This is a genomic window from Kitasatospora sp. NPDC048239 (genome assembly GCF_043202015.1).
GTDB lineage: Bacteria > Actinomycetota > Actinomycetes > Streptomycetales > Streptomycetaceae > Kitasatospora.
Window position 1 is genome coordinate 234697 of record NZ_JBICZP010000009.1, and the last position, 26217, is coordinate 260913.

Below are 26217 nucleotides of genomic sequence, written 5' to 3' on the forward strand. Positions count from 1 at the left end.
CCGATGTCCACGGCCCCGATGTCGCCGCAGCCGATATCGCCCCAACCGGTGCCCCCGCCACCGACGTCCCCGGTACCGCGGTCCGCGGGCCCAGTCCCGGCCCCGGTCCCCGGGGAGCTGCTGTACCAGCTCGGCCGGCTGCTGACCGCCGACGGCACCGAGCCCGAGGGCAGCACCGACCCGCGCGACCTGGCCGACGTGCTCTGGCTCGCCCGGGTCTGCGGGCTGCGCCCCGACACCGGACCCGAACCGCCCGGACTGCTCCACCCCGGGCTGCCCGCACTGCCGACGATCGACGCCGAGGAGGACGAGCGGGCGGCCGCCGCCTGGGGCGCCGCGCTGCGCGCCGCCGTCGACCGGGCCGCCCAGGAGCAGGACCGGGCCGGCACCCCCGGCGCCGGTGCCCGGCCGCCCGTACCCGACCACCCCGACCGCCCCGGTCCGGCAGCGGCGGCCGGCGGACCGACGCCCCCCGGGCAGCGCCCGGACGCCGGGCCACCCGGTGTCGTCCCCCTCCACCTGCCGCCCGTCCCGGACGCCCCCGGCCACCGGGACCGGCCCGCCGCCAGCGTCCGCAGCCCCGCCCGGCCCGCCCTGACCGGCACCCTCGCCCTCTCCCGTGCCCTGCGCCCGCTGCGCCGCTCCGTCCGCTCGGTGCACGAGCGGGTGCTGGACGAGGCCGCCACCGTGGCCGTCTCCGGCCGCGCCGGACTGGTGCTGCCGGTCTGGCAGGGCGCACCGGAGCGCTGGCTGGACGTGGACCTGGTGGTGGACTGCGGGCCGACGATGGCCGTCTGGTCCTCGCTGGCGGACGAGCTGACCGCGCTGCTGCGCCGCCACGGCGCGTTCCAGCGGGTCCGCGCCTGGTCCCTGCACGAGCGGTACGGCGTGCCCGTCCTGACTCCGCGCCACCACGGCGCGCCCGCCGCCGCCACCCGCTCCGCGATCCGCCGGTCCGCCCGCCCCGGCCTCGGTCTGACCGCCGACCCGCGCGGACGGCGGATCCTCCTGGTACTGACGGACGGTGTCGGCCCGCTCTGGCAGGGCGCCGCGCTGCCCGCCGCGATGCACGACTGGAGCCGCCACGCACCGGTCACCGTCCTCCAGGTACTGCCGCGCAGGCACTGGCACCGCACCGCGCTGCACCCCGTCCCGGCCCGCGCCCGGGTCCGGCCCGGCGAGCGGCCGACCGTGCTGTTCACCGCCGACGACCCGTGGACCGAACCGGCCGCGGGCGCGCCGTCCGGCCGCTCGGCGCCCGGCACCGCCTGGGCCGGGGTGGTCGAGCTGCGCGCCGACTGGCTGGCGCCGTGGTCCCGGATGCTCTCCGGCCGCGCCGCCGACTGGACGCCGGTACTGGCCGTACCGCTGGACGGCCGCCCGGCGGGCCCCGGCGGCGGCTCGCCCTTCGGCCCGCCGCCCTCGGCGGCCCGCCCGCGCCCCGGCGGCGAGTCGCCGGCCGAGCTGCTCGCCCGCTTCCGCCGGGAGGCCTCCCCCACCGCCTACGAGCTGGCCGGGTTCCTGGCCGCCTCCCCGCTCAGCCTGCCGGTGATGCGGCACGTCCAGCAGGCCATGCTGGCCGAGTCCTCGGCGGCCCACCTGGCCGAGCTCTACCTCTCCGGCCTGCTGGAGCGCCGCTCGCCGGAGCAGCCCGGCGAGGACCCGGAGTCGGTGCTCTACGACTTCCGCCCCGGGATCCGCAGCCGGCTGCTGTCCACCCTCACCAGGGGCGAGTCCGCGGAGGTGCTGCACGTCCTGGCCGGGGTGTCGCAGTCGGTCGCCGGCACCTTCGGCACGCTCGACTTCCGCGCGCTGGCGGCGCTCGCCGAGGCCGCCCCGGCCGGGGCGCAGGCCCTGCCCGCGCACAGCGTCCCGTTCGCCGAGGTGGCGGTCGAGGTCCTGCGCGGCCTCGGCGGGGCGGACGGCGCGCTGGCCGACCGACTCGCCGTCAGCCTGCCGTCGGGAGGCCTGACCGGCCTCCAGCCCGACCAGGAGGCCCGGCCCGCCCGTCGGCGGCCGTTCCGGGGCGGGCTCACGCCGGGCACGGCGGTCGCCGCCGGCGTCGTGGCCGGGGCCGGCATCGGCGTGGCCCGCCGCTGGTGGCAGCGCCGGGGCGGCGCCGCCACCCCGGCCGCGGAAACGGCCGAGCGGCCCGAGCCGCAGACCGAGCCCACCTGGAACAACCTGCCGCCGGACCGTCCCGACATGACCGGCCGGGAGGGCGAGCTCCTGGAGGTCGAGCGGATCCTGCACCCCCGTGGCAGCGCCTCGGCCGCCCGCTCGGCGGACTACCCCACCCGGGAGCGCTCGCTGTGCGTCGTCCAGGGCCCGCCCGGGGTCGGCAAGACCTCGCTGGCGCTGGCCCACGCCCACCTCTACCGGGAGTCCTACTCACTGGTCTGGTGGGTGGACGGCCGCAGCCACACCCGGATCCTCCGGGCCTTCACCGAGCTCGCGGACGTGTTCTCGCTCACCGACGGCGAACCGGACGGCCTGCCGGACGACGAGCCGGAGGCCGACACCGCCGACGGGGGCCGGGGGGCCGCGGCGGCGCTCAACCGCCGGCTCACCGAACACCCGGGCTGGCTGATCGTCATCGACGGGCTCGGCGACGAGATGGGCGAACAGGAGCGCTGGCTGGCCGGATACTCCCCGCGCACCCTGGTCGGCGAGCACTGGCCGCCCGACGGCTACGGCAGCGTGCTGGTCACCACCCGGATCAACAGTGCCGACCGCCGGGCGCTGGAGGGCCACGTCCTGCCCCTGACGCCCGTCCGGGACTGGTCCGGGCCGGACGGTCCGGCGGTGCCGGGCGCCGATCCCGGGGACCACCTGGCGGCCCTGCCCGACCTGCTCGCCCGGGCAAGCGGGTCCACGGCCGTCCGGGACGACGGCCCGGCCGCCTCGGACGCCCGGAGCGAACCCGCCGTCTCCTACGACGCACTGCTCGACCGGCTCTCCGACCGCGACGGGCGGGCCATGGAGATGCTCTCGATCTGCGCCTTCCTCGCCCCCCAGGGCCTCAGCCTCGAACTGATCGCCCAGGGGCTGCGGGCCGCCGCCGACGAGCCCGGCACCGGGGCCGCCCGCCCGGACGGCCGCCCGCTGACCGACGTGCTGGGCCGGCTCTCCACCGCCCGCCTGCTGCACATCGCCCCCAACAGTCGCACCGGCTCGATCGCCATCCGGAACCACGAGCAGCTCCAGCGCGCCGTCCGGGCCCGGATGTCACCCGCGCAGCGGCGCGGGTGGGCCCGGGCCGCGCTGCAGGCCGTGCTGGCCTGCTTCCCCCCCGACCCGACCTCTCCTCAGCTCTGGGTGACCTGCACGGCCCTGCTTCCACACGCCCACACCGTCGTCCAGCGCGAGGACGACCACCCCGACAGCACCGCCCGGCGCTCACAGCTGCTCCACCGGCTGGCCCGGTTCCGCGCGCGGCAGGGCGACCTCGGCGCCGCCCAGGCCTACCTCACCTACCAGGAGTCCCTGCGCACCCGGGCCGGGCTGGCCGGGGCGGACGAGGTGGACTCGATGCTGCTGCTCGCCGAGGTGCTGCGGGCCTGTGCCCGGTACGGACCGGCCGAGCGGCAGGTCCGCAAGGCGCTGGCGGAGCTGTCCGGGCAGTCCGCCGGGCCGGCCACCACCCTGCTGACCGTGCGCGCCCACCGGCTGGCCGCCGCGCTCTGCCGGGACCTGGCCGACCCGGCGGGCTCGCTGCGCGAACTCCGGGCCGCGCGGCAGGCGCTCGGCCGGCTCGGTCGGACGAAGCGCTCGCCACGCGAGCTCACGCCGTCCACGATGGCGGTCGATCGCAAGGCGGCGCAGATCGAGGTCGCCATCCACCGCGAGCTGGCACTGACCGAGCTGGAGGGCGGTCGGCTCGGCGCGGCCGCGGACCACCTGGAGCGGGCCTGGACGGAGCTGCTGCGCCTCGGCTCCCAGCTGAGCTGGATGTCCCCCGTCCTGGAGGTCTCGATCCGCCAGGACCGCGCCCGGCTCTCCCTGCTCCAGGGCCGCCCCAGCGTGGTGGCGTGCGACCTGCTCGCGCAGAGCGTGCGCCAGGCCGGTGCCGACCACGAGGACCACGACGCGGATTCGCTGGACCTCATCATGGGGGCCAGCGAGATCCTGGTGGACACCATCCGGGAGTACTTCGAGCAGTTGAAGACACCCCAGGATGGCCTGCCGGGCACCTACCACCCGCTGCGGGCCCGTCAGCTCGCCTCGGCGGCCGCGATCGTCGAGGCCGTACTGGCCTACCGGCGCGGCCGGGCCGAGCTGCAGCCGCACCGGCTGGCCGCCGCGCTGGACGTGTCCGGCATGCTGCTCGCGGCGCGCGGGCAGCGGGAGGAGGCGCTGCAGACGCTGGCGGAGGCGGCGGAGCTGCACGAGCGGGTGCACGGCCGCGACCACCCCGCGTGGGCGGACAACCGGTGGCGGCTGGGCCGGGTGCTCGCGGCCGCCGGCGACCGGGACCGGGCCCACGCACTGTTCCTGGAGGCCCGGGCGGTGCTGGTCGCCAGGCTCGGCGCGGACCACCCGCGGCTGGTGCCGGTCGAGGCCGCGCTCCGGGGGTTCGCGCCGGGGCCGGACCACGGGATCGGGTGAAGCCGGCGGCCCGTCCGTAACCCGGGTGGCGCAGCGTCGTTGGGCGGGGCATGAAGAAGCGCAGCATGCTCGCCGTCGCCTCGCTCGCCGTGGGCGTCGTGGCCTCCCTGACCGCTCCCAGCGCGCACGCCAGTGCGGTCGGCGGTCAGGGCGACCTGACCGGACCGCTCGCCCAGAGCGGGGTGCTCGACTCGGCGCCGGGGGCCGTCCAGGGGCAGGTCGGGGACGCCGGTGGCGTGGTCGGGGAGGCCACCGGCCATGTCACCGGGCAGGCGGCCGACCTGGTCGCCCGGTAACGCACGCGCCCCGGTCACGCACCCGCACCGGGCCACGTCGGCCGCCCCGGGCCGCCGCGGCCACGCCGTGCCCGTCGGTCAGCCGAGCGCGGTGCCGAGGTCCTGGGTCCAGTAGAGGCCGGCGGGGCCGGTGGCCACGCCGATGCCGACGTCCTTGAAGGCGCAGTCCAGCATGTTGGACTGGTGGATGCCGCCGTCCATCCAGCGGCTGACGACGACGGAGGGCGCGCCGGGGCCCCGGTCGAGGTTCTCGCCCCACTGGGACCACCGGTAGCCGGCGGCGGTCAGCCGGGCGTCGGCCCGGGCGCCGTCCGGGTTGACGTGGTCGAAGAAGCGCCGGGCGACCATGTCCTCGGCGTGCTTCTGGGCGGCCGCGTGCAGCTTCGGGTCGATCCGCAGCGGGCCGCAGCCCGCCTTGGCGCGCTCGGCGTTGACGAGGTCGACGAGCTGCCGCTCCGGGCTCGGGGTGGTCGGGCGGGCGCTGGGTGACGGCGCGGGCGGGGTCGCGACGGTCGGCTCGGGCGGATCCGTCGGTGCGGGCAGGGAGACGACCGGCACGGGCGAGGCGGTGACGACCGGCGTGTCGGCGGCCGTCGGCTCGGGTATCGGGGTCGCGGCCGGGGTGTCGGGCGCGGCGGCCGGAGCGGCCGGTTCGGGTGCGGCCTGCTCCGGCTGCGCGTGGTGCGGCCAGACCAGGGCGAGGGTCGCGACGGCCAGCACGGCGGCGGCCCCGCCCGCGACGGCCGTCCTCCGCCGGGTGAGGCCCGACCGGAGGCCCTGCCCGCCACCACCGGGGTGGACGGTCGCGCCGGCGGCCTGCGGGTCGAAGGGTACGGGTGCGTCCGCCGGGATCGGCACCAGTGCCAGACCGGCCAGCAGCCCCTCCGCGGGGAAGAGGTCGCGGCCCAGTCCGTCACAGGCGGCGCAGCCCCGGATGTGCCGGGCTATCCGCTTGCGCCACACCGACCCCGGGGTGCCGTCCCAGCCGGCGGTGAGCTCGGCCAGCTCGGGGCAGCGCGGGTACGCGGTGAGCGCGCGGACCACCACCCGGCCCGCCTCCAACTGCTTCTTCATCCGCTGCACGCGGACGGCCGCGTGCTGCGGTGTCAGGTCGAGCGCCTCGGCGAGTTCGGCGCGGGTGAGGTCCCCGCTGGCCTCCAGCCACCAGAGGGCGAGCAGTTCGCGGTCGTCCGGGTCGAGCCAGCGGGTGGCCTCGGCGACCTCCCGGCGCTGGCCGGACAGGCCCAGGCGCAGGATCGTGAGGTCGGTGAAGTCGGCGCGCGGGTCGGGCACCTCCCAGCTCTCGTCGAGGCCCCCGACGGCCGCCTGCTGCTGGCCGGTGTAGCGGCGCCGGATCTGGTTCATGGTGATCGCCACCAGCCAGGAGCGGAACGACTCCGGGTCGCGCAGCCCGTCCAGCCCGTCCAGGGCGCGGATCATGGTCTCCTGTGCGACGTCGTCCACGTCGGCGTGGCCGTTCAGCGCGCGCCCGGCCACGTTGTAGACCAGCGGAAGCCAGGCGGCGACCAGCGCCTCCTGGGCCTGCCGGTCGCCCGCCTGGGCCGCGAGCACGAGGGTCGTCCCGGTCCTGCTCTGCACGTCAACGTTCATGGGTCCGCACTCCGTCTTGCCGTCATCCGTCCGCCGCTGCCTCCTCGGAGACCTGGGGGGAGTGCTCAGATAACAACAATTCGCGCGGATTCGGAAAACGGGGGTCGGTCGGGGTCACGCGGGGGCCGCGAAGACCTGGGTCCACCAGGGGCCGCCGGAGCCGGTGCGGACGCCCACGCCGAGCTCCTTGAAGGCGCAGTTGAGGATGTTGGCGCGGTGGCCGGCGCTGTTCATCCAGGCGTCCATGACGGCGGCCGGGTCCTTCTGGCCGCGGGCTATGTTCTCGCCCCAGGTGCTCCAGCGGTAGCCGTTCGCCTCGATCCGGTGGTCGGCGTGGTAGCCCTCGGGGCTGGCGTGGTCGAAGTAGTTGCGGTCGGCCATGTCCTCGCTGTGGCCCTGCGCGGCGGCCGCCAGGCGCGGTTCGGCGGTGACCGGGCCGCAGCCGTGCTGGGCCCGCTGGGCGTTGACCAGGTCGACCACCTGCTGGGCGTACTGGGCGGCGGTGCCGCTCGCCGGCGTGGCGGTCTTCGGGGGCGTGGCGGCCGTGGTGGTGGCGCCGCCGCTCGCCGACTTGGTGGCGGTGGTCGGCCGGGCGGAGCCGGTCGGACTCGGCGAGGTCGTCGGCTTGGCCGTCGGGGAGGGGCTCGCCGCGGGCGTGGACGGGCCCGCGGTCGTGCCCGTGGCGGTGGGCGTGGTGGCGGAGGCGGACGCGGAGGCCGGTGCCGGCGCGGCCTGCGCCAGGTCGGTGGCGGACGGGGAGGCGCCCGGCGCGGCGAGGGCGCTCGGGTCGACACCCGAGGCGCCGGGCACCTGGATGCCCTCGTGGGTGCCCGCCTCGGCGGCGATCTGCGGCTCGAAGGCCACCGCGCTCTGGTCCGAGGTGTTCTCCGCCCCGCCGTAGACCGCGAATCCGGCGCCGGCGATCGCGCCGATCACCCCGGTGCCGGCCACGGCCGCCACCACCGCGGTCAGCGGTCCGATGCCGCCGCGGCGACGGCCCCGGTTCCCGCGCCGACGGCCCCTGGCCTCGGCGGCCCGGCGCTCGGCGCGGCCGCCGGATCGGCCGGCGGCCGGGAGGATGGTCGTCCTGTCTTCGCTGTTCACCCGCACACGCTTCCTGTTCGGGTCGGCCGAAGTGGTGCCGACACCTGGGAGACCTCGGTGCGGCGTGCCGATAACAAAAAGTACGTACGAGTTTTCCGTGCGCGATCGGACCGCTCGCGGGCGGGGTCCCGGTCGGCCGCCCGGCCTGGCCCGGCACCTGCTCCGGGGCCTGGTTCGAGGCCCCGGACTCTATCCCTCGCCCGCCAGGTGCGAGGAACCCGTGGCACGCCTTGGGCTCGGGATGGTTTCTTGAGGACTGCTGTCGGTGTCTCCGCCGCCGTGTACGGCGGCAAGTGCTGAGGCCAGGTCGTCGCAGAGGTCCTTGGGGCCTTCCAGTCCGATGTGGAAGCGGATCAGTCGGGGTGCGTCCGCCGGGGCGGCGAGGGCCCGCAGGTGGTGGGGCACCGCGGGCATGACCAGGCTTTCGAACCCGCCCCAGCTCGTTCCCCATGCCCACCAGGCCCACGGGGAACTCGAACTGCATCTCGTGGGGCTGCCCGCGACCGACGACCCGCTCGGCCTCGACGCACCGACCGTGCTGGCCGTCGGCCCGCTGCTGCGCGAACTGATCATCGCCTACACCCGCAGACCCGGCGACGACAGCCCGGAGCGGACCCGGCTGCGCGCGATCCTCCCCCTCGACCAGCTACGGGCCCCACCCCCAGGAGCCGCTCCACCTGCCCACGCCGGCAACGCTCCTGCTGCGCACGCTGTACGAGATCCTGCCGGCCGATCCGGCCGATTCCCGCACCCTTGCCGAGCTGGGCCGCCAGGTCGGGGCGAGTGGCCGCACGCTGTCCCGGCTGTTCCGCAGCGACCTCGGCATGACCTTTCCCCGGTGGCGCACCCAGCTGCGGCTTCAGCGCGCACTGGTCCTGCTGGCCGAGAGGGAACCGGTGACGACGGTGGCACACCGCTGCGGCTGGTCGTCGGCCGGCGCGTTCATCGACGTCTTCCGGCGCGCCTTCGGCCACACACCGGGCGCCCATCCGGCAGGCCCTTCTCCGAGTCGGTGAACGGATCTTCGGGGCAGGCCGAGTCTGCGGACGTCGTCCAGCTCGGCGACCTCCGTCAGCAGGGAGCCCCTGGGCCGACCGAGCCGCGTCGCACCGCGCGCCTGCTACGGCGTCTGCTCGGGGGCCATGTCGTAGGTGACGAACATCGTCCGGGTGGCGACCTGGTCGTACTTGGAGCGGGCCCGGTGGTTGTCGTCGGCGGTGATCCACCGGACCACGTTCCAGCCACGGGCGGCGGCGATCGCCCGCAGCCGGGCGAGCAGTTCGTCCACCGCGCCGCCTCCGCGGGCCGCCGGGGCGACGAAGAGGTCGTCCAGGTAGCAGCCGACCGCGCCGTGCAGGGGGCGTGAGAACGGCCGGTAGTGCGCCAGCCCGACCGGGGTGCCGTCGGCGCCGCGGACCAGCAGGCCCTCCAGCTCGTGGGCCGGATCGGTGAGCCAGGACCACACCAGTTCGGCCTTCTCCTCCGGCATCGGCACCTTGTAGAAGGTGCAGTACCCGCGGAAGAGCTCGCGCCAGGCGGCGAAGTCCTCGCTCTCCGGCGGGGTGACCGTCCAGGGGGCGGTGGTGGCGGCGGCGGTGGTGGTGCTGCTGGGCGTGGGCGTCATCTCGGCCTCCGGGCGGGGGGACACAGTCGGCGGACGGCCTGGTGCCGCGCCTGGTACCGGCACAGCATGACGGTCCGTCGGATCACCGGAGATCGACGCGGTGGACAAGTCGGCGGCCACCCCGCTCCAGAGTGTCGGCGGCGCGTGTCCTGCCGTCCGCGCTGCTCCCGGCCACCGATGCCGGACATCCCGCGCCCCCGCCGTCCGGTAGGGGTTCAGTACTGGTGGGCTCGCGTATTGAACTGTCGCGAGTTGTCGGTGTTGCTGAGCGCGGTAGTGACTTTCCGTGATCTCCAGCGGGTTCTCGTACGGTGGGGGGCCCCGGGGTTTCCCGCGACCCGGTCGGCGGCGATGATGGGGGCCATGATCGTCGCAGCCACCCAGTTCGCCCCGGTCGCCGGGGACATCGACGCCAACGTCCGTACCATCGCCGGGCTGATCCGGGCCGCCGGGGCCGCGGGCGCCCGCATGGTCGTCTTCGCCGAGCTCGCCGTGACCGGCTACGAGCCGACGCTGATCCGGGACACCCCCGGCGTCGTCCTCACCGAGGACGACGCCCGCCTCGAACCCGTACGGGAGGCGTGCCGCGCCGTCTCGGCAGCGGCGGTCGTCAACGGTCCCGTGCACACGGCGGAGGGCCGACCCACGGTTGCCTCGCTCGTCATCGGCCCGGATGGCGGACTCCTCACCCGGTACGACAAGCAGCACCTGTACGGCATCGAGCAGGAGGTCTTCGCAGCGGGCGGCCGGGACGGCCGCTTCGAGCTGGAGGGCACCCGGTTCGCACTGGCCACGTGCTACGACAACCGCTTCCCGGAGCTCGCCGAGCGGGCCGCCGCCGACGGCTGCACCGTCTATCTGGCGAGCTCGGTGCTCTCCGCCGACAACGACTCGTTCGAGAAGGTCTATCCGGTGCGGGCCCGGGAGTTCGGTCTCCACGTGGTGCTCGGCAACGTCCTCGGCACCAACGAGGACGGCGTTGGCTGCGGCGCCGCCGGCGCCTGGGGCCCGGACGGCGAACGGACCGCCGACGCGGGCACCGAGGCACCGGGCCACGTGCTCGCCGAGGTCGGCTGAACCGGCGGTCTACTGGCGGCTCGCGTATTCAACCGTCGCGAGTTTACCCACCTCACTCCGGCCCTGCTACTGAGCGTGACAGCCGTGGGGAAGATTCTGCATGTCAGGGGCATCCGGTTGGATCAGCACGTGACTGTCTATGACGTAGCTCGCCAGCTCCCTTCCATCGCTGACCACAAGGGCGTCAGTGCGGGCCGGACGCGGCCGGTGCCGTCGTCCAGGAGAATGGTCGGCCGGTCGGTGAGTGTGCAGCGTTCACAGAGCCGTCCGCCCAGCAGTTTCCCCTCGAAGCCGCAGCGCGAGCAGTCGAAGGTCTGGGAGAGGCCGGCGCAGGTCGTGCAGATCGCGGAGCCGTCGACGGGGTGACGCCCGGGGATGGCACGGTCCTGGGCGCATCCTGGGCAGGTGCCTCGCGTTCGCACCGCACGGTCCGAGCAGGTCCGCCAGACGTATCCGTCCGGCCAGGTGCCGGCGCAGGGTGCGGGTGCGGAAGTCTGAGGAGACGCAGGTGTAGATGGACGTGGTGCTGGTGTCCTCGTGACCGACTTGTTCCTGGACGAAGCGGGGGTCCCAGCCGTCCTCGATGAGGTGGGTGACGTAGGACCTTCGGAAGGAGTGGTAGTCCAGTCCGTCGTCCAGGCCCAGGGCCTTGCGGTAGGTGATGAAGCGGGAGTTGATGCGCTGGCAGCCGATCCGCAGCCCTCGTTCGGACGGCCAAGCTGCCGGGTTGCCGTCAGTGCCCAGCAGCGGGCGGACCTCGGTGAACCATTCGTCCAGGACATCAGAGGTCCAGCCGAACACGGTCAGCACGCCGCGGCGCTTGGGCGGTGAGCACTTCTTGGCTTTGCCGAAGCGGACCTGACAGCGGCCGAACCCGGCGCCGTGCGGGTTGCGGCCGAAGTCGGCGGCGTCGAGCATCCGTGTCTCGTTGCGCCGCAGCCCGTAGGCGTAGGCGGTCTTGAACAGGGTGGCGTCGCGGAACGCGGGCAGCCAGCCCTTGCGGCCGAAGGCCCTGATCCGGGCGACCTCGTCGTCGCAGTGCTCCAAGAACGCGTGCAGCTCGGCCTTGGTGCACGCCCGCTTCTTCGCGTCGGCCTCGTTGTCCTGGACGTGCACCGCGGTGTTCCACTCATGCACGACCTGGACCGGGTGGGTGCCGAACCGCTCCTCGCACGTGGCCGCCCAGTCACAGAGCGGGTCGGTGACGAAGTGGCAGAACGCCCGGACCGCCTCCGAGTAGGACCGGATCGTGGAACGGCGCAGATCCCTCAACGAGCACAGGTCACCGAGCCACTCGTCGACCATCGCCGGCGTCCGGTGCCACGGGTAGGTGCTCACATACCCTCAGGGCACCATCGAGAGCGCCGCCGACGACGTCGAGCGCCACGACTGCCCACGCTGCGGCGTCCAGCCCGGTTCACCCTGCCGCTCGCGCGCGGGCACGGTCGCCGGGATCCACCACACCGGCCGCTTCAAGAAGGTGCCCCGGCTCGCCAGGCTGCTGCGTGTGCCGACTCCGGCCGATCGCGGCCCGGGCCAGCCCTGGCGACCCGGCACCCCGCCCCCGGCCGCACCCGAGACCGGCACCCCGGGCGCGGACGGCGGCCCGGGCCGGATGCTCTTCGGGTTCTTCACCGCGATGGCCGAGACCGAGCGCGAGAGCATCCGCGAAGGCACCCTCGAAGGACTCGACGCCGCCGCCCGCAAGGGCAGGCACGGCGGCCGACCGGCCGTGATCACCGACGACATGCTGCACACCGTGCTGCGGCGCCGGGCGGCGGGCGAGTCCGTCGATCAGATCCGCCCGGACCTGACCATCCCCACCGGCAAGCGCAAGGGGCAGAGCCCGGGCCTGGCCGGCAGCTACCGGGAGCTGGCCGAGCACGAGAGGCGCCAGGCGTACCCCGAAGCCGTCGAGGCGGCCCACGCAGACTTCGCCACCCTCCCAGCCGCCTGAGGCGACTCCGACCGGGTGCTTTACCCCACCAAGATCACTTCATGGCCCCTTTTGCAGGCATCCTGGCTGGACCCCCGGTTCCCCCGCCGCTCCGCCGAACCCGCCGTCCCGCACCTACCGCCCTGCACCCGAGGAGTCCCCGCATGCTGCTCCGGCACCTGGCCCTGACCTCCCGCGCGGTCGCCGCCGAGTCCGGCCGCCGGGCCAAGACCACGCTGCTCGCGGACTGCCTGCGCGAGCTCGGTCCGGCCGAGGCGCCGGCGGCGGTGGCACTGCTCTCCGGCGAGTCGCACCGGCTGCGCACCGGCATCGGCCCGGCCGCCCTGCGCGACCTGCCGCCGCCCGCCGCCGAGCCGTCCCTCGGCGTCCGGGAGGCCGAACTCACGCTGGAGCGGATCGCCGCCGTGCACGGCTCGGGCGCGCAGGCCGAGCGCCGGCGGCTGCTCGCCGGGCTGTTCGACCAGGCCACCGACGTCGAGCAGGCGTTCCTGCGGGCCGTCCTGGTCGGCGACCTGCGCCAGGGCGCCCTGGACGCGGTGGTGGCGGACGCCGTCGCTCAGGCCGCCGGGGTGCCGGCGGCGGCCGTCCGGCGGGCCCTGATGTTCCGGGGATCGGCCCGCGCGGTGGCCGAGGCGGCGCTGACCGCCGGGGTGCCCGCGCTGGACGCCTTCCGCCTGGAGGTGGGCCGCCCGGTCCGGCCGATGCTCGCCGGCTCCGCCCCGGACGTGGCCGCGGCGCTGGAGCGGACCGGTCCGGCCGCGCTGGAGTGGAAGCTCGACGGCATCCGCGTCCAGGTGCACCGCAACGGCCCGGACGTGGCGGTGTTCACCCGCGGCCTGGACGACATCACCGCCCGGGTGCCCGAGGTGGTCGAGGCGGCGCTCGCCCTGCCGGTGAACGCGGCGGTGCTGGACGGCGAGGCGATCGCCCTCGGCCCCGACGGCCGCCCGCGCCCGTTCCAGGAGACCGCCGCCCGCACCGCCACCCGCCAGGACCTCGACCGGCTGCGCGCCGAAGTACCGCTCAGCGTCTACTTCTTCGACCTGCTGCACCGCGACGGCGACGACCTGGTGGACCACCCCGGCCGGGAGCGCTGGGCCGCCCTGGCCGAGGCAGTGCCGGCCGGGCACCTGGTCGCCCGGACCGAGACCGGGGACCGGGCACAGGCGCTGGCGTTCTTCCGGGAGACCCTGGCGCTCGGCCACGAGGGCGTCCTGGTGAAGGATCCGACGGCCGCCTACGCGGCCGGGCGGCGCGGCGCCGGCTGGATCAAGGTCAAGCCCCGGCACACCCTGGACCTGGTCGTCCTCGCCGCCGAGTGGGGCAGCGGACGGCGGCGCGGGCTCCTCAGCAACCTGCACCTCGGGGCCCGCGCGGCGGGCGAGCCCGGCCTCGGCCCGTGGGTGATGCTCGGCAAGACCTTCAAGGGCCTGACCGACGAGACGCTCGCCTGGCAGACCGAACAGCTGCTCGCCCGCGAGACCGAACGGGACGCCTACACCGTGCGGGTACGGCCGGAACTCGTCGTGGAAATCGCGTTCGACGGCGTTCAGCGCAGCCCCCGCTACCCCGCCGGGCTCGCCCTGCGGTTCGCCCGGGTGCTGCGCTACCGGCCGGACAAGCAGCCGGACGAGGCGGACACCGTCGCCGCCGTCCGGGAGATCGCGGCCGCCGAAGGACTGTGATCAAGTCGGGGTACTGCGATCAGGAGATGACGGACCCTCACATCACCTACGTCCCTGCGGTATTCACAATGCGAGCGAAATCGGCCATTCTGCGCGATCCCGGCGCCGCACCCTTCGTGTGCGACAGAGCGGCGGTTAGGTTGGTATCAGCAACCGAGGGATCCAACGGGGGCGACAACGGGGGGCCGAGCGGCCCGGGTGATCCGGTGCCACACCAGTGAGAGGTGTCCGTCCCATGCAGGTGAGCATCGACCAGGACCGCTGCTGCAGCTCCGGCCAGTGCGTCGTGACCGTGCCGGAGATCTTCGAACAGGGCGACCACGACGGTCTGGTGAGACTTCGCCGGAGCAGCGTCGCGCCGGAACACCTCGCCGACGTCCGGCTCGCCTCCCAGCTCTGCCCCGGCGGCGCGATCACCGTCACCGAGGACGCCTAGGTCCTCTCTTTCGGATCACGTCGACCACCCGGCGCGATCCGAATGAGAGGCCCTGAGACCGGTCCGTCCGACCCGCCTCAGGGCCGGGCCAGGCCGGCCGGCCGAGCCGTGCGCCACGCCAATCCGTCTGCCACGCAAGGAGACCCCACCTTGACGAGCACACCCACCGCCCCCGCCCTGCTGCTGCCCGCCACCCGCTCCGGCGGCTGCCCCTTCAGCCCGCCGTCCGCCTACACCGAGGCGGCCCGCACCGGCCCCGTCACCCGCGCCGAGCTGATCGACGGCTCCTCCTGCTGGCTGGTGACCGGCTACCAGGAGGTGCGCACCGTCCTCGCGGACCGCCGGTTCAGCGCCGACGCCCGTCGGCCCGAGTTCCCCTTCCTCACCCCCGACCGGCGCGAGCTCGTCGCCGCCAACCCCAGCTTCATCCGCCTCGACGACCCGGAGCACGCCCGGCTGCGCCGCATGGTCACCGGGGACTTCCTGGTCAAGCGGGTCGAGGCGCTGCGCCCCGAGATCCAGCAGATCGTGGACGAGTCGATCGACCGGATGACCGGGCAGGGCTCCCCCGCCGACCTGGTCGCCGGTTTCGCGCTGCCGGTGCCCTCGCTGGTGATCTGCCTGCTGCTCGGCGTCCCGTACGAGGACCGGGAGATGTTCCAGTCGCTGAGCCGCGTCATCGTGAGCATCACGGCGCAGGAGCCCGAGGCCCGCCGGGCCCAGGGCGAGCTGCTGGACTACCTCGGCGGCCTGGCCGCGCACAAGCGCGAGCACCCGGGCGAGGACATCCTCAGCCGGCTCGCCGCCCGGGACGACCTCAGCCTGCGGGAGATCGCCTCGACCGGTCTGCTGCTCCTGATCGCCGGGCACGAGACCACCGCCAACATGACCGCGCTCTCCACCATCCTGCTGCTGCGCCACCCGGAGCAGGCCGCCCGGCTGGCCGACCCGGCGGCGGTGCCCGGCGCCGTGGAGGAGCTGCTGCGCCACCTCACCATCGTCCACACCGGCCTGCCCCGGCTGGCCGTGGAGGACGTCGAGCTGGGCGGCACGCTGGTCCGGGCCGGCGAGGGGGTGATCGCGATGCTGTCCACCGCCAACCGGGACGAGGCGCTGTTCGGCGCCCCGGACCGTCTGCCGGTCGACGAGCTGGACCTGGACCGGGACGCCCGGCGGCATCTGGCCTTCGGCTTCGGCGTGCACCAGTGCCTCGGCCAGCCGCTGGCCCGGGCCGAGCTGCAGATCGCGCTCGCCACCCTGTTCAGGCGGCTGCCCGGGCTGCGGCTCGCGGTACCGGAGAGCGACCTGGTCTACCGCCCGGACGCGATCATCTCCGGGGTGGAGGCGCTGCCGGTCGCCTGGTGAGGCCGTCCGCGCGCCGGCGCCGGGGAGCCCGGTTGGCCCTGACGCGGGCACGGAGGCAGGCTGGAGGGGCGACAGACAGACCCGGCCCGGCCGCCGCCCGACGCGACGGCGCGCCCCGGCCGGCCGAGGAGACGGAGCCCGCGATGACCGACATGAGCGCACGGTCCGAGGTAAGCGTCGACCAGGACGAGGACGTTCGCGCGGCCGACCCCGAGGAGGGCATCACCTCGATGCAGAACCTCCACGCGCAGGAGACCTCCCAGGCCGAGGGCGACGCCCTCGACGAACCGGGGGCCACCGGCTGACCGTCCGCGACACACGAGTTGCCACGAGGCCGCCCGGCACCGGGCGGCCTCCGCGACCGCCGGTGTCGCTGCCCTGGCGGCGGCGGACGGGCGAGGGAGGATGAGTGTATGAGCGAGCAGCAGCAGGGCGAGCAGCAGACCAGGCCACCGGAGGACCCGCGGGCCTCGTGGGCCACCTGGACCACACAGTCGATCATCAGCGGACCGGGCGGGGTCACCACCGACGAGGTCGGCCCGATCTCCGGCGACCTCACCGTGCACACCACCTGGGTGGACGGCGAGGCCCGGCTGACCGTGCAGTACACGGGAGCGCTGGACTGGTACACCGTGAACGGGAGCCCCGTCCGGGCGGTGGACGAGATCACGGCCCGGGCGATCCACCAGGCGATGGTGAACGGCGTCAAGGCCGGTCGGGGTGCGGGCGCCCCGTCCGCTCCCTGAGGGGCCTCTTGGGCCCGGTCCGACCGATCTGCTCTCCGGGGCCGACCCGATTCGCCTCGGGCCGGCCCCGGGGTCGGTTCGGGCCTGAGTCGGTTCGGCCCCTGGGTCGGTTCGGGCCCGGGTCGGTTCGCGTCGGCCCCGGGTCCGCGGTCGGTTCAGTCGCGGTCGAGCCGGGCCGGGTCGGGTTGGTTCCGGTCCAGGCGGCCCGGGTCGGTGCTGACGATGGTGGTGGCCGCGGCGGCGGACCAGTAGGACGGGTCGGCCGGGCGGCGTGAGCGCAGGTCCTTGCGGACGTCGCGGGCCAGTCTGCGGGTTTCGCGCCGGTTCACCGTGGCACCGATGCCGGCGCCCACCAGCAGCGGGGTCAGCGAGGGCAGGCGGCGCAGCGAGCTGCGGGCGAGCCGCTTGCGCACCTGTTGGCGGACCTCGGAGCCGAGCGCCATCGCGGCGAAGCCGGCCGGTCTGACCAGCACGTTGGCGTCGATGCCCCGGCGGTTGGCCCAGGCCGCGACGTAGGCGGAGGCCCGCTGGGCGGCCGTGCCGGTGGCCGGCAGTCCGTAGGCCTCGTGGAGCTCGGCGATCAGCTTGATCTCGATGGCCGCCACGGCGAGGGTCTCGGCGGCGATCTCCACCGGCATCGCGGGCGGCACCGGGAGCATCGCGGCGGCGCCCACCCCCGCGCCCAGGGCGCCGGAGGCCCGGCAGGCGCCGGTGACCAGCAGATCGGCCAGCTGGTCGGCGTCCGTGGCGGCCGGATGCTGGGCCCGCAGGGTGGCCAGGCTACGGACCGGGATGCGCGGTGCGGCGTGCACCAGCTGGTCGGCGAGGGCCCGGCCGCCCAACGTGGCGCCCCGCGCGGCGGCCCGGCCGCCGGTGCCGATCATTCGGCTGATGGAGGCGATCAGGGCCGCTCCCCGCCGCCGCCCGCGCTCGGCCCCGTGCTCGGCGACCTGCCGGTCCAGGGCCTCGCCTGGCTTGCCGGGCTCGAGCTCCTCGACCAGTTCGGCCAGTTCCTCGGCGACCAGCTCGGGGGTGGGCTCCTCGCGCCCGGAGCGTCCCGGTTTCCTGAAGATTGCCATGCTCTGCGGGTACCCGGTGCGGTGCGGCGGTACGCGCTGTTCCCCGTTCTCCGACCTCCCGGACTCCGACCTCCCGGATGCCGACCGGCCGGGCTCCGGCAGCCTGGTCTCCGGCCGTCTGGTCTCCGGCCGCCCGGACTCGGCGGAGGTCCGGGCGGCCGGATGATCCGGGTCGGCGGGGTCAGGCGGTGATCTCCACCCCGCGCCAGAAGGCCACCCGGCCGCGGACGTGCTCGGCCTCCGGGCCCGGCTCCGCGTAGAACCAGGCCGCGTCCGGGTTCGTCCGGCCGTCGACCTGCAGCGTGTAGTACTCGGCCGTGCCCTTCCAGCCGCAGACCGTGGTGGTCTCGGACGGGAGGAGGTACTCCGCCCGGACGGAATCGGCCGGGAAGTAGTGGTTGCCCTCGACGACGGTGGTGTCATCGCTCTCGGCGATGACCGTGCCCTGCCAGCGCGCTGTGGTCATGCGCCGATTCTGCCCGACACCGCGGCCGGGCAGGGGCGGTTCGGCAGGTTCAGGGCAGCGGCTGGGCGTGCACCGGTAGATGCGGGGACTGGTGGCCGCCGCTGGCGAGCATCCGGACCTCGCCGGCGTCGCTGATCTCGGCCCGGACGATGCCGCTGGCGTCCTCGTACACCGGGTGCCCGCCGGGGCCGCTCGTGCTGGTGCGGGTGACCACGACGACGTCCTGCGGGGCCTGGGTCCCGGGCGTCCCGGGGAAGGTGAGCGCGTAACGGTTGGCGGGGTTCATCACCGACCTCCTGGTCCCTGCCGGGCCGCCGCCCCTCTAGGCGGTGGCATCGGCGGTACGGGCGGGGGCGCCGCGCACCTCCAAATCGGCGAGCAGCCGTGCGGTGGCGTCGGCGACGTCGTCCACGGCCCGGTCGAAGGCCTCCCGGTTGTGCGCCGCCGGGGCCCGGAACCCGGACACCTTGCGTACGTACTGAAGGGCGGCCGCGCGGAAGTCCTCCTCACCTGCATCGGGCGTCACGGGTGGTCTCAGCGTCTTGATACTCCGGCACATGACCCCAGTCTCGCTCGCGGGCGCCCGGCTGGCGACCCCCGTCGTGTCATCGTCCCGCCATGGGCGGAACACGGGGGCGACACCCGGCGGCATTAGGATTTTGCCCGAACTAAACAGCTTCGTCCCCGCCCCGCCCGCTCCTACCTCCACCTCCGCGCGCTCTTCCCTCCGCCTTCCGCCGGCCCGACGACCGGCCGGCCCCTCTCGCTGCCCGTCTCCGTGCGGGCGTCACCCCGGAGTCACCCCTTGCCTCTCGCGCTGGTCGCCCTGGCCGTCACCGCGTTCGCCATCGGCACCACCGAATTCGCCGCCATGGGGCTGCTCCCCCAGGTGGCCGACAGTCTCCACGTCTCCATTCCGCAGGCCGGGTGGCTGATCTCCGCCTACGCCGTCGGTGTGGTGATCGGTGCCCCGCTGCTCACCGCGGCCGCCGCCGGGCGGCCGCGCAAGGCCGTACTGGTCGCCCTGGCCGGCCTGTTCGCGACCGGCAACCTGCTGTGCGCGCTCGCCCCCGACTTCTGGTCGCTCGCCGCCGCCCGGCTGGTCACCGGGCTGCCGCACGGCGCCTTCTTCGGCGCCGGGGCGGTGGCCGCGGCCGAACTGGTCGCCCCGCACCGGCGGGCCCGGGCGGTCGCCGTGATGTTCTCCGGACTCACCGTGGCCAACATCATCGGTGTCCCGGCCGCCACCCTGCTCGGCCAGCACCTCGGCTGGCGGGCCACCATGCTCGTGGTGGTCGCCATCGGCGCGGCCGGCACCCTGGCCATCGCCCGGCTGGTGCCGGAGCTGCCCTCCCCCGCGCAGGCGGGCCTGCGGCACGAGCTGTCCGCGTTCCGCAGCGGACAGCTCTGGCTGGCGCTGGGCACCGTGGTCTTCGGCTGCGGCGGCTTCTTCGCCTGCTACAGCTACATCGCCCCGCTGCTCACCGAGGTCTCCGGGTATGCCACCGGGTCGGTGACGCTGGTGCTGGCGCTGTTCGGCGTCGGGATGACGATCGGCAACGTCGTGGGCGGCTACGCGGCCGACCGTGCGCTACGCCCGACCGTCTGCGCCGCCTTCCTGCTGTTGGCCGCCACCCTCGCGCTGTTCTCGGTGACCGCCCGGGCGGAGTGGTCGGCGGCGGTGACGGTGGTGCTGGTCGGGATGTTCGGGTTCGCGATCGTCCCCGCCGTGCAGAGCCTGGTGCTGCAGAAGGCGCGCCAGGCGCCGACGCTGGCATCGGCGACCGTGCAGGGCGCGTTCAACCTGGCCAACGCCCAGGGGGCGTACTTCGGCGGGCTGGCCCTGGACGCCGGACTGGGCTGGACGTCACCGACGCTGGTCGGCTCGGGGCTCGCCGCCTCGGGTGCGGCCATCGCGCTGGTCGCCTGGGCGGCGGACCGGCGGCGCCCGGACCCGGCCGGGCCGACGGCGGTGGTCGTGCCCGCGGTGGATGCTCCAGCAGCGGACGGGGTCGCGGAGGGCGGGGTCGCGGCGGACGGGGGCGCAGTGGACGGGGTGCACCCCGAGGCGGTCGTGCGCGGCTGATCGCCGGAGGAGGCGGCGTCGGCGCGGGGCCGCCCGCCGCTGCCGCCCTCTCGTTCCGGGCGGCTGCCGCCCCCGGCCTCCCGGGGAGGGGGCGGCAGCCGCCGCTGGACGGTGACCGCTGTCGTCAGGTCCGGTCCGGAGCTGGGTCCGGTCCGGACCTACTCGGCGGGCCCGATGGGCTCGATGCTCCGGTGGCCCTCGGCCAGCAGGAGGTAGCCCTCGCCGTTGAACTTGATGCCCGCCCGCTCCTCCTCGGTCAGCTCCCGGCGGACCTTGGCCGGTACCCCGGCAACCAGCGAGCCGGGCGGCACCTGCATGCCCTGCGGCACCACGGCGCCGGCGGCGACCAGCGAACCGGCGCCGATCCTGGCACCGTTGAGCACCGTGGAGTTCATGCCGACCAGGACGTCGTCCTCGATCACACAGCCGTGCAGGACGGCGTTGTGCCCCACCGAGATCCGCTCGCCGACCACCAGCGGGAAGCCCAGGTCGGCGTGGAGGGTGCAGTTGTCCTGGATGTTGCTTCCGGCGCCGACCGCGATCGACTCGGCGTCGCCGCGCAGCACCGCGCCGTACCAGATGCCGGCTCCGGCGCCGACCGTCACGTCCCCCACCACGACGGCGTTGGGGGCGACGAAGGCCGTCGGGTCGACGGAGGGCACCTTGCCCCCGACTGCGGCGATCAGCGGCTCTGCCATGTCTCGTCCTCCTGGTGGCGACTGTTCATCATGCGCCTGCCATGATGGCACCTCGGTCGGCCCGGGTGTCCGGGATTGCGGTCAGTTGATCTGACCAGCAACCCCGGCGAGGGTGGCCAGGCCGGGCTGCGAGGACCGGTCGGCGGGGTCGGCATCGGCGGTCGGCGGGCGCCCGGCGCACGCCCCGGTGAGGATCAGGCTGTTGTACACGGCGTTGGCGGTGTCCGGCTGGGACAGGTCGTAGGGGTTGACGGAGGCGGCGAACTGGCGCCGCCCGCCGGTCTCGCCGAGCATCACGGTGCTGTAGCCGGGGATGCCTCCGCCGTGGCCCCAGAACTCGCCGCAGGGAGTGGCCATCCGCTGCAGGCCGAGACCGTACTTCGTACCGTCCCCGATGTCGCTGGTCCGCTGCATCTCGGCGAGTTCGGCCGGGCCGAGCAGCCTCCCGCCGAGCAGCGCGGAGATGAACCTGGTGAGGTCGGCGGTGGTGGAGATCCCCGCGCCGGACGCGCCGGCCATGCTCGGGTTGAACAGGGTGGAGTCCACCGGGCCGGTGTCGAGCAGGTAGTAGCCGTGGGCGTGCGGGCCGGGGATGAACGGCGAGTTGACGGGCATCGAGGTGCCGGTCAGGCCCAGCGGCCGGATGATCCGGCGCTCGACCTCGTCGGCCCAACTGCGACCGGTGGTCCGCTCGATCAGCATCCCCGCCAGGACGTAGTTGGTGTTGGAGTAGTGCCAGCCCTGACCGGGCGCGAAGTACGGCGGGTGCGCGTTGGCCAGGTCGACGAGCTGCTCCGGCCGGTACGCCGTCCACCGGCCGGAGGCCAGCCACTGGCGCACGACGGCCGGGTCGTCGAAGTTGAAGGACGCGTCGTCGGTGTAGCTGAACAACCCGCTGGTGTGGTTGAGCAGTTGGCGGATGGTGATGCCGGCGCCGTTGGGCACCGCGCCGGGCAGGCGGCTCTCCACGGTGTCGTCCAGGCCGACGCGGTGCTCGGACACCAGTTGGAGGACGACGGTGGAGACGAAGGTCTTGGTCACGCTGCCGATCCGGAAGCGGCCGTCGGCCGAGGCGGGGGCCCCGGTGGCGAGGTCGGCGCTGCCGGCCGCGCCCGTCCAGACCGTCCGGCCGCCCTCCCGTACACCGGCGAGGGCGGCCGAGGCGCCGCCGGGCCCCACCATGGCGTGCAGGGCGGCGTCCAGGGCCGCCCGGTCGACGCGCTGTGCGGAGCCGGCGGCGGGCTCGCCGCCGGAGGACGCCGTCACCTGGTAGGGCGCCGGCGCGTCCGCCGCACCTGCCGCCGGGGCGAGCGCGCCCAGCAGGCCCGCTCCCGCGAGGACGACCACCGCCGCCCGTGCGGCGAGGCCGCGCCGACCCCCGCGGCCCGGCGATCCCCCCGCCACCGCGCCCATTGGTCCCGCCGTTCCCGTTCCCGTCGTTCCTGCCGTTCCTGCCGTTCCCGCCATGTCGCCCTCCCGCGATCGAGCGGGCGGACGCCGACGGCGCCCGACCCGGTCCTGACAGCTGACACGCTGCCAGGCGGGTACACGCACGGTCCTCACTCCCAGGTATCGTCCGTATCCGACCCAGGTCGCGACTTCCCGACGTGTCGCTACGCCTCAGGTGTTGGACCGACCCTGAGGGATCCCGGATCGCGCACCCTGGTGCGGGTCGGGGTCAGGCGACCGGCGCCTTGACCCGCAGCACCTCGATGAACGCCCGGAGCCACGCCGGGTGGTCCGGCCAGGCACGGGCCGAGACGACCACACCGTCCACCACCGCCTCGCCGTCGACGTACTCGGCGCCGGCCGCCGCCACATCGGGCTCCAGAGCCGGGTAGGCGGCGCTGCGCCGGCCGGAGAGCACCCCGGCGGCGGCGGTGATCAGCGGGCCGTGGCAGATCTGCGCGACGGGCTTGTCGCCCTCGAAGAAGTGCCGCACGATCCGCTGCAGTTCGGGGTTGTTGCGCAGGTACTCGGGGGCGCGGCCGCCGGGGATGACCAGCGCGACGTACTCGGCCGGGTCGACGTCAGCGAAGGCGACGTCGGCGGGCCAGGTGTAGCCCGGCTTCTCGGTGTAGGTGTCGAAGTCGTCCACGAAGTCGTGGACGACGAACTGCAGCCGCTTCCTGGTCGGCGCCGCGATGTCGACCTGGTAGCCCTCCTCGCGCAGCCGCTGGTAGGGGTAGAACACCTCCAGCGACTCCGCGGCGTCACCGGTGACGAGCAGGATCTTCGATGCCATCGCCGACATCCCTCCACTTGATAGACCGTCAGGCACGCTTCCAGCCCGCGCCGGTGGTCCCCGGCCGGGCCGTGGACCAACCTCCCGCACCGGCGCAGCCGACGCAACAGGGCGCACCGGGTGCGTAACAGCGCGCAAGCGGTCGCGCGCGCGGGCGGCGGACGGCACGCGCCCCCCCAGGGTCTCCTTGCGGAGCCGGGTGGTCCTGTCCTGCCGGCCGAGGGCCTCCGCGACGACGGGTGCGGGATTCGGCACGGGGGCGGGAGAACTCCCGCGAACGGCCGGTGTTACCGTCCTCCCCGTGGTGGAACACCAGGACGAGACCAGGGCGGCCTACGACGGGGTCGTCGAGCTCTATGCGTCGATGTTCACCGATCGGCTGGAGACGCATCCGTTCTCCCGGCACATGATCGGCATCTTCGCCGAGCTGGTGCGCGGGGCGGGAAACCTCCGGGCGGCCGATGTCGGCTGCGGGCCCGGACATCTGACGGCCATGCTGAACGAGCTGGGGCTGGACGCCTCCGGGCTCGACCTCTCCCCCGCCATGGTCGACCACGCCCGGCGGGCCCATCCGGCGCTGCGGTTCGACGAGGCGCGGATGGAGGCCCTGCCGATCGAGGACGGCGCGCTCGGCGGTGTGCTCTCCCACTACTCGATGATCCACACCCCTCCCGGGGAACTCCCCGCCCTGCTCGCCGAACAGACGCGCGTCCTGGCTCCGGGCGGCCTGCTGCTGGTCTCGTTCTTCGCGACCGACGGACCCGAACCGGTCCGCTTCGACCACAAGGTGACACCCGCCTACAGCTGGCCGGCCGACCGCTTCGCCGAGCTGCTGGACCAGGCCGGGTTCGAGGTGTTCGCCCGGCTGCTCCACGACCCGGCCTCCGAACGGGGCTTCCTCGACGCCCACTTGCTGGCCCGCCTCCGCTAGGGCTTGGGCCGGCCCCTTCGATCTTGCCGAGTGTCACGAAAACCTGGTCGAGTCCATCCCGGACGGGCCGTACTCTGGCCGGCATGGCCCACGCGAAGACGTCCTATGTCTGCCTGCCCTGTCGGGCCTCGTACAAGCAGCCCTACCTCGGTGACCACGACCGGCCCTGCCCGCACTGTGGCGAGCCGTTGATCCATGTGGGCTCCGCCTTCGCAGCGCCACGGCGGCGCGACACCTCTGCCTGGCGGACCCTGTCAGTGCTTTTGAATGCCGGTGTCCGCTTCCACAAGAGCTGCTGTGGCGGCCCCGGCTATCGTCCGCGCACACTCGGCGAGGTGCGCGCGCGGATGGCATACGCGCGAACGACCGGTGAACCGGTCGCGCGTGCATTGGTACGCCACGAGCTGCCGTAGCCCTTGGCACACCAGATCAGCCATGCCTGTCCGATCATCCGACTCGTTAACCGGGCATGACCGGCCGCGGTGATCTGACGGACAAGGAACGGGCTCGCTCGGAGCCGCTTCTGCCGATGAGCAACGGGCGTTGTGGCAGGTGGCGGGTCACCGGCAGGCGATCAACGGGGGCGATCTGACTACCAGGATCCTTCCTGCGAGTGCAGCATACGGCCCTCCCGGATCCGCACACATCACTTGATCCGCTTCTGAAGGAGGCCCTAGGGCGGCGAGGGCGGGGCGGGGCGGCGGGATGGGCGGAACTTCTCCCGCAGTTCGTCCGACGGCCACCCGGCGGGGCGCCGCTGCTCCTAGTCTGCGGGCGACGACCACGACCGCCACGCCACCAGTGCGAGCAAGGAGCACCCATGACGAACCGTCCGCTCGACGGCAGCAGCCCGGCCGAATCCGCCCAGGGCGCCGACTCCTCGCGCCGCCGGTTCCTGCGCGCGACCGGCGCCGTCGGCCTCGGCGCCGCCGCGTTCAGCGCCGCGGGTGCCGGTGAGGCCTTCGCCGCGTCCGGCGACGAGCAGCCCGACGGCTCCGAAGCCGCCCGCGCGAGCGGCACCCGCACGCCGGTCCGCACCGGCACCGGCCTGGACCGGCTGCCGCACCCGCTGATCATCGGCCACCGCGGCGCCCCCGGCTACCGCCCCGAGGAGACCCTCGGCTCCTACGAGCTGGCGCTGGAGCTGGGCGCGGACGTCATCGAGCCGGACCTGGTGCCGACCAAGGACGGCCACCTGGTGATCCGGCACGAGAACAACATCGCGGAGACCACCAACGTCGCCGACCACCCGGAGTTCGCGGGCCGCAAGGCCACCAAGACCATCGACGGCGTGTCGCTCACCGGGTGGTTCACCGAGGACTTCACCCTCGCCGAGCTGAAGACGCTGCGCGCCAAGGAGCGGCTGCCGCTGCAGCGCCAGCGCAACACCCTGTACGACGGCCGCTGGCAGATCCTGACCTTCCGCGAGCTGGCCGACTTCGCCCGGAAGCGCTCGCGCTCGCTCGGCCGGGACATCTGGCTCTACCCGGAGACCAAGCACCCGAGCTACTTCCGCTCGATCGGCCTCCCGCTGGAGGAGCGCCTCGCGGACGAGCTGCGCCGCACCGGCCTGGCCGGCAAGCGCGGGCAGGCGATCCTGCAGTCCTTCGAGCCGAGCAGCCTGCAGCGGCTCGCCAAGCTGGTCGACAACCCGCGGATCCAGCTGCTGGGCAACCCGGACACCCGGCCGTACGACTTCGTGCTGTCCGGGGACAAGCGCACGGTCGCGGACCTGGTGACCCCGGCGGGGCTGCGCTGGATCGCCTCCTTCGCGCACGGCATCGGTCCGACCACCCAGCTGGTCGCGCCCGTCGACGCCACGGGCAAGCTCCAGCAGCCGACCACGCTGGTGCGCGACGCGCACGCGGCCAACCTGCTGCTGCACCCGTACACGGTCCGCAACGAGAACGGCTTCCTGCCGGTGGACTACCGGCGCGGCACCGACCCGAACGCCTACGGGGACGCGATCGGGTGGGCCTGCTACCTCTACGAGCTGGGCGTGGACGGGTTCTTCACCGACCAGACCGACACCAGCGTGCTGGCCCGGCAGGACTTCTGGGCCGCGAAGGGCGTCAACTGACGCTCCCGGATACGGCGGTGGCCCCGCCCCGGGGCCCCGCCCGGGCCCCCCCCGCCCCCGCGCCCCCCCCCCCCGCCCGCCCCCCCCCGGGGGGGGGCCCCCCCCCCCGCGCGCCCCCCCGCG

24 protein-coding genes and 1 pseudogene are annotated in these 26217 nt (G+C 74.6%); 14 read left to right on the forward strand and 11 right to left on the reverse strand.

Features of this window, described 5'->3' with window-relative positions; all coding sequences use genetic code 11:
• The first annotated feature begins 3 nt into the window (after window positions 1-3).
• Together ACGFZP_RS24690 and ACGFZP_RS24695 are read left to right on the forward strand one after the other, a co-directional pair.
• A complete protein-coding gene (locus ACGFZP_RS24690; protein ID WP_392936780.1) occupies window positions 4-4608 on the forward strand; it encodes an SAV_2336 N-terminal domain-related protein in 4605 nt (1534 codons plus the stop codon).
• A gap of 50 nt (window positions 4609-4658) precedes the next feature.
• Window positions 4659-4904, forward strand: coding sequence for a hypothetical protein (locus ACGFZP_RS24695; protein WP_392936782.1), 246 nt, complete (start codon window positions 4659-4661; stop codon window positions 4902-4904).
• A gap of 78 nt (window positions 4905-4982) precedes the next feature.
• On the opposite strand, the gene ACGFZP_RS24700 is transcribed toward ACGFZP_RS24695, so the two are convergent.
• Both ACGFZP_RS24700 and ACGFZP_RS24705 read right to left on the reverse strand, forming a co-directional pair.
• Window positions 4983-6515, reverse strand: a complete 1533-nt coding sequence (locus tag ACGFZP_RS24700; RefSeq protein ID WP_392936784.1) for a sigma-70 family RNA polymerase sigma factor — start codon at window positions 6513-6515, stop codon at window positions 4983-4985.
• Between the two features lie 114 nt (window positions 6516-6629).
• Entirely contained in the window at window positions 6630-7619 is a 990-nt protein-coding gene (locus tag ACGFZP_RS24705; RefSeq protein ID WP_392936786.1) for a CAP domain-containing protein, read from the reverse strand.
• 358 nt (window positions 7620-7977) lie between these two features.
• Between ACGFZP_RS24705 and ACGFZP_RS24710 the strand changes: the two are divergent.
• Window positions 7978-8635 (forward strand): annotated as a pseudogene (locus ACGFZP_RS24710) (helix-turn-helix transcriptional regulator); the annotation flags it as partial.
• Window positions 8636-8739: 104 nt separating this feature from the next.
• Here the strand turns inward: ACGFZP_RS24710 and ACGFZP_RS24715 are convergent.
• Complete coding sequence (locus ACGFZP_RS24715; protein WP_392936789.1) at window positions 8740-9243, reverse strand: GNAT family N-acetyltransferase; 504 nt, start codon at window positions 9241-9243, stop codon at window positions 8740-8742.
• A 363-nt stretch (window positions 9244-9606) separates the two neighbouring features.
• On the opposite strand from ACGFZP_RS24715, the gene ACGFZP_RS24720 reads away from it, so the two are divergent.
• Window positions 9607-10320 (forward strand): carbon-nitrogen hydrolase family protein, encoded by a 714-nt coding sequence (locus tag ACGFZP_RS24720; protein WP_392936792.1) that lies wholly within the window; start codon window positions 9607-9609, stop codon window positions 10318-10320.
• A gap of 255 nt (window positions 10321-10575) precedes the next feature.
• On the opposite strand, the gene ACGFZP_RS24725 is transcribed toward ACGFZP_RS24720, so the two are convergent.
• Window positions 10576-11658 carry a tyrosine-type recombinase/integrase gene (locus ACGFZP_RS24725; RefSeq protein WP_392936794.1) on the reverse strand — a complete coding sequence of 361 codons (1083 nt, stop codon included), beginning with the start codon at window positions 11656-11658 and terminating at the stop codon, window positions 10576-10578.
• On the opposite strand from ACGFZP_RS24725, the gene ACGFZP_RS24730 reads away from it, so the two are divergent.
• From ACGFZP_RS24730 to ACGFZP_RS24755, 6 genes are all read left to right on the forward strand, one after another.
• Window positions 11651-12277, forward strand: coding sequence for a recombinase family protein (locus tag ACGFZP_RS24730; RefSeq protein WP_392936797.1), 627 nt, complete (start codon window positions 11651-11653; stop codon window positions 12275-12277). The two genes, ACGFZP_RS24725 and ACGFZP_RS24730, sit on opposite strands and share 8 nt — an antisense overlap.
• Before the next feature lie 143 nt (window positions 12278-12420).
• On the forward strand, window positions 12421-13962 hold the full coding sequence (locus ACGFZP_RS24735; protein ID WP_392936800.1) for an ATP-dependent DNA ligase: 1542 nt from the start codon (window positions 12421-12423) through the stop codon (window positions 13960-13962).
• 235 nt (window positions 13963-14197) lie between these two features.
• Window positions 14198-14398 carry a ferredoxin gene (locus ACGFZP_RS24740; protein WP_392936802.1) on the forward strand — a complete coding sequence of 67 codons (201 nt, stop codon included), beginning with the start codon at window positions 14198-14200 and terminating at the stop codon, window positions 14396-14398.
• Window positions 14399-14548: 150 nt separating this feature from the next.
• On the forward strand, window positions 14549-15763 hold the full coding sequence (locus tag ACGFZP_RS24745) for a cytochrome P450 (protein WP_392936805.1): 1215 nt from the start codon (window positions 14549-14551) through the stop codon (window positions 15761-15763).
• Window positions 15764-15906: 143 nt separating this feature from the next.
• Window positions 15907-16068 carry a hypothetical protein gene (locus ACGFZP_RS24750; protein WP_387948592.1) on the forward strand — a complete coding sequence of 54 codons (162 nt, stop codon included), beginning with the start codon at window positions 15907-15909 and terminating at the stop codon, window positions 16066-16068.
• 108 nt (window positions 16069-16176) lie between these two features.
• On the forward strand, window positions 16177-16509 hold the full coding sequence (locus ACGFZP_RS24755; protein WP_392936807.1) for a hypothetical protein: 333 nt from the start codon (window positions 16177-16179) through the stop codon (window positions 16507-16509).
• A 155-nt stretch (window positions 16510-16664) separates the two neighbouring features.
• Here the strand turns inward: ACGFZP_RS24755 and ACGFZP_RS24760 are convergent, their stop codons facing one another.
• The 4 genes from ACGFZP_RS24760 to ACGFZP_RS24775 form a co-directional block, all read right to left on the reverse strand.
• A complete protein-coding gene (locus tag ACGFZP_RS24760; protein WP_392936810.1) occupies window positions 16665-17588 on the reverse strand; it encodes a hypothetical protein in 924 nt (307 codons plus the stop codon).
• A 181-nt stretch (window positions 17589-17769) separates the two neighbouring features.
• Entirely contained in the window at window positions 17770-18054 is a 285-nt protein-coding gene (locus ACGFZP_RS24765; RefSeq protein WP_392936812.1) for a DUF427 domain-containing protein, read from the reverse strand.
• Window positions 18055-18103: 49 nt separating this feature from the next.
• Window positions 18104-18340 (reverse strand): DUF6296 family protein, encoded by a 237-nt coding sequence (locus ACGFZP_RS24770; protein ID WP_392936813.1) that lies wholly within the window; start codon window positions 18338-18340, stop codon window positions 18104-18106.
• Window positions 18341-18376: 36 nt separating this feature from the next.
• A complete protein-coding gene (locus ACGFZP_RS24775) occupies window positions 18377-18613 on the reverse strand; it encodes a DUF2277 domain-containing protein (RefSeq protein WP_392936815.1) in 237 nt (78 codons plus the stop codon).
• 246 nt (window positions 18614-18859) lie between these two features.
• Between ACGFZP_RS24775 and ACGFZP_RS24780 the strand changes: the two genes are divergently transcribed.
• A complete protein-coding gene (locus ACGFZP_RS24780; protein WP_392936816.1) occupies window positions 18860-20140 on the forward strand; it encodes an MFS transporter in 1281 nt (426 codons plus the stop codon).
• 158 nt (window positions 20141-20298) lie between these two features.
• Here ACGFZP_RS24780 and ACGFZP_RS24785 read toward each other — a convergent pair whose 3' ends face one another.
• From ACGFZP_RS24785 to ACGFZP_RS24795, 3 genes are all read right to left on the reverse strand, one after another.
• On the reverse strand, window positions 20299-20838 hold the full coding sequence (locus ACGFZP_RS24785; protein WP_392936818.1) for a gamma carbonic anhydrase family protein: 540 nt from the start codon (window positions 20836-20838) through the stop codon (window positions 20299-20301).
• 81 nt (window positions 20839-20919) lie between these two features.
• Complete coding sequence (locus ACGFZP_RS24790) at window positions 20920-22251, reverse strand: serine hydrolase domain-containing protein (protein ID WP_392936820.1); 1332 nt, start codon at window positions 22249-22251, stop codon at window positions 20920-20922.
• 265 nt (window positions 22252-22516) lie between these two features.
• Window positions 22517-23083, reverse strand: coding sequence for a DJ-1/PfpI family protein (locus ACGFZP_RS24795; protein ID WP_392936821.1), 567 nt, complete (start codon window positions 23081-23083; stop codon window positions 22517-22519).
• A gap of 301 nt (window positions 23084-23384) precedes the next feature.
• Here ACGFZP_RS24795 and ACGFZP_RS24800 point away from each other — a divergent pair, with 301 nt between their 5' ends.
• From ACGFZP_RS24800 to ACGFZP_RS24810, 3 genes are all read left to right on the forward strand, one after another.
• On the forward strand, window positions 23385-24014 hold the full coding sequence (locus tag ACGFZP_RS24800; RefSeq protein WP_392936824.1) for a class I SAM-dependent methyltransferase: 630 nt from the start codon (window positions 23385-23387) through the stop codon (window positions 24012-24014).
• Between the two features lie 83 nt (window positions 24015-24097).
• A complete protein-coding gene (locus tag ACGFZP_RS24805) occupies window positions 24098-24427 on the forward strand; it encodes a deoxyxylulose-5-phosphate synthase (protein ID WP_392936826.1) in 330 nt (109 codons plus the stop codon).
• 407 nt (window positions 24428-24834) lie between these two features.
• A complete protein-coding gene (locus tag ACGFZP_RS24810) occupies window positions 24835-26094 on the forward strand; it encodes a glycerophosphodiester phosphodiesterase (protein ID WP_392936829.1) in 1260 nt (419 codons plus the stop codon).
• Window positions 26095-26217 lie beyond the last annotated feature (123 nt).

Bases quoted from the DNA above. Each gene is read 5' to 3' on its own strand.
- ACGFZP_RS24690 (WP_392936780.1), top strand. From the start codon at position 4: ATGTCCACGGCCCCGATGTCGCCGCAGCCGATATCGCCCCAACCGGTG.
- ACGFZP_RS24695 (WP_392936782.1), top strand. From the start codon at position 4,659: ATGAAGAAGCGCAGCATGCTCGCCGTCGCCTCGCTCGCCGTGGGCGTC.
- ACGFZP_RS24700 (WP_392936784.1), bottom strand. From the start codon at position 6,515: ATGAACGTTGACGTGCAGAGCAGGACCGGGACGACCCTCGTGCTCGCG.
- ACGFZP_RS24715 (WP_392936789.1), bottom strand. From the start codon at position 9,243: ATGACGCCCACGCCCAGCAGCACCACCACCGCCGCCGCCACCACCGCC.
- ACGFZP_RS24720 (WP_392936792.1), top strand. From the start codon at position 9,607: ATGATCGTCGCAGCCACCCAGTTCGCCCCGGTCGCCGGGGACATCGAC.
- ACGFZP_RS24735 (WP_392936800.1), top strand. From the start codon at position 12,421: ATGCTGCTCCGGCACCTGGCCCTGACCTCCCGCGCGGTCGCCGCCGAG.
- ACGFZP_RS24740 (WP_392936802.1), top strand. From the start codon at position 14,198: ATGCAGGTGAGCATCGACCAGGACCGCTGCTGCAGCTCCGGCCAGTGC.
- ACGFZP_RS24750 (WP_387948592.1), top strand. From the start codon at position 15,907: ATGACCGACATGAGCGCACGGTCCGAGGTAAGCGTCGACCAGGACGAG.
- ACGFZP_RS24755 (WP_392936807.1), top strand. From the start codon at position 16,177: ATGAGCGAGCAGCAGCAGGGCGAGCAGCAGACCAGGCCACCGGAGGAC.
- ACGFZP_RS24760 (WP_392936810.1), bottom strand. From the start codon at position 17,588: ATGGCAATCTTCAGGAAACCGGGACGCTCCGGGCGCGAGGAGCCCACC.
- ACGFZP_RS24765 (WP_392936812.1), bottom strand. From the start codon at position 18,054: ATGACCACAGCGCGCTGGCAGGGCACGGTCATCGCCGAGAGCGATGAC.
- ACGFZP_RS24770 (WP_392936813.1), bottom strand. From the start codon at position 18,340: ATGAACCCCGCCAACCGTTACGCGCTCACCTTCCCCGGGACGCCCGGG.
- ACGFZP_RS24775 (WP_392936815.1), bottom strand. From the start codon at position 18,613: ATGTGCCGGAGTATCAAGACGCTGAGACCACCCGTGACGCCCGATGCA.
- ACGFZP_RS24785 (WP_392936818.1), bottom strand. From the start codon at position 20,838: ATGGCAGAGCCGCTGATCGCCGCAGTCGGGGGCAAGGTGCCCTCCGTC.
- ACGFZP_RS24790 (WP_392936820.1), bottom strand. From the start codon at position 22,251: ATGGGCGCGGTGGCGGGGGGATCGCCGGGCCGCGGGGGTCGGCGCGGC.
- ACGFZP_RS24795 (WP_392936821.1), bottom strand. From the start codon at position 23,083: ATGGCATCGAAGATCCTGCTCGTCACCGGTGACGCCGCGGAGTCGCTG.
- ACGFZP_RS24805 (WP_392936826.1), top strand. From the start codon at position 24,098: ATGGCCCACGCGAAGACGTCCTATGTCTGCCTGCCCTGTCGGGCCTCG.
- ACGFZP_RS24810 (WP_392936829.1), top strand. From the start codon at position 24,835: ATGACGAACCGTCCGCTCGACGGCAGCAGCCCGGCCGAATCCGCCCAG.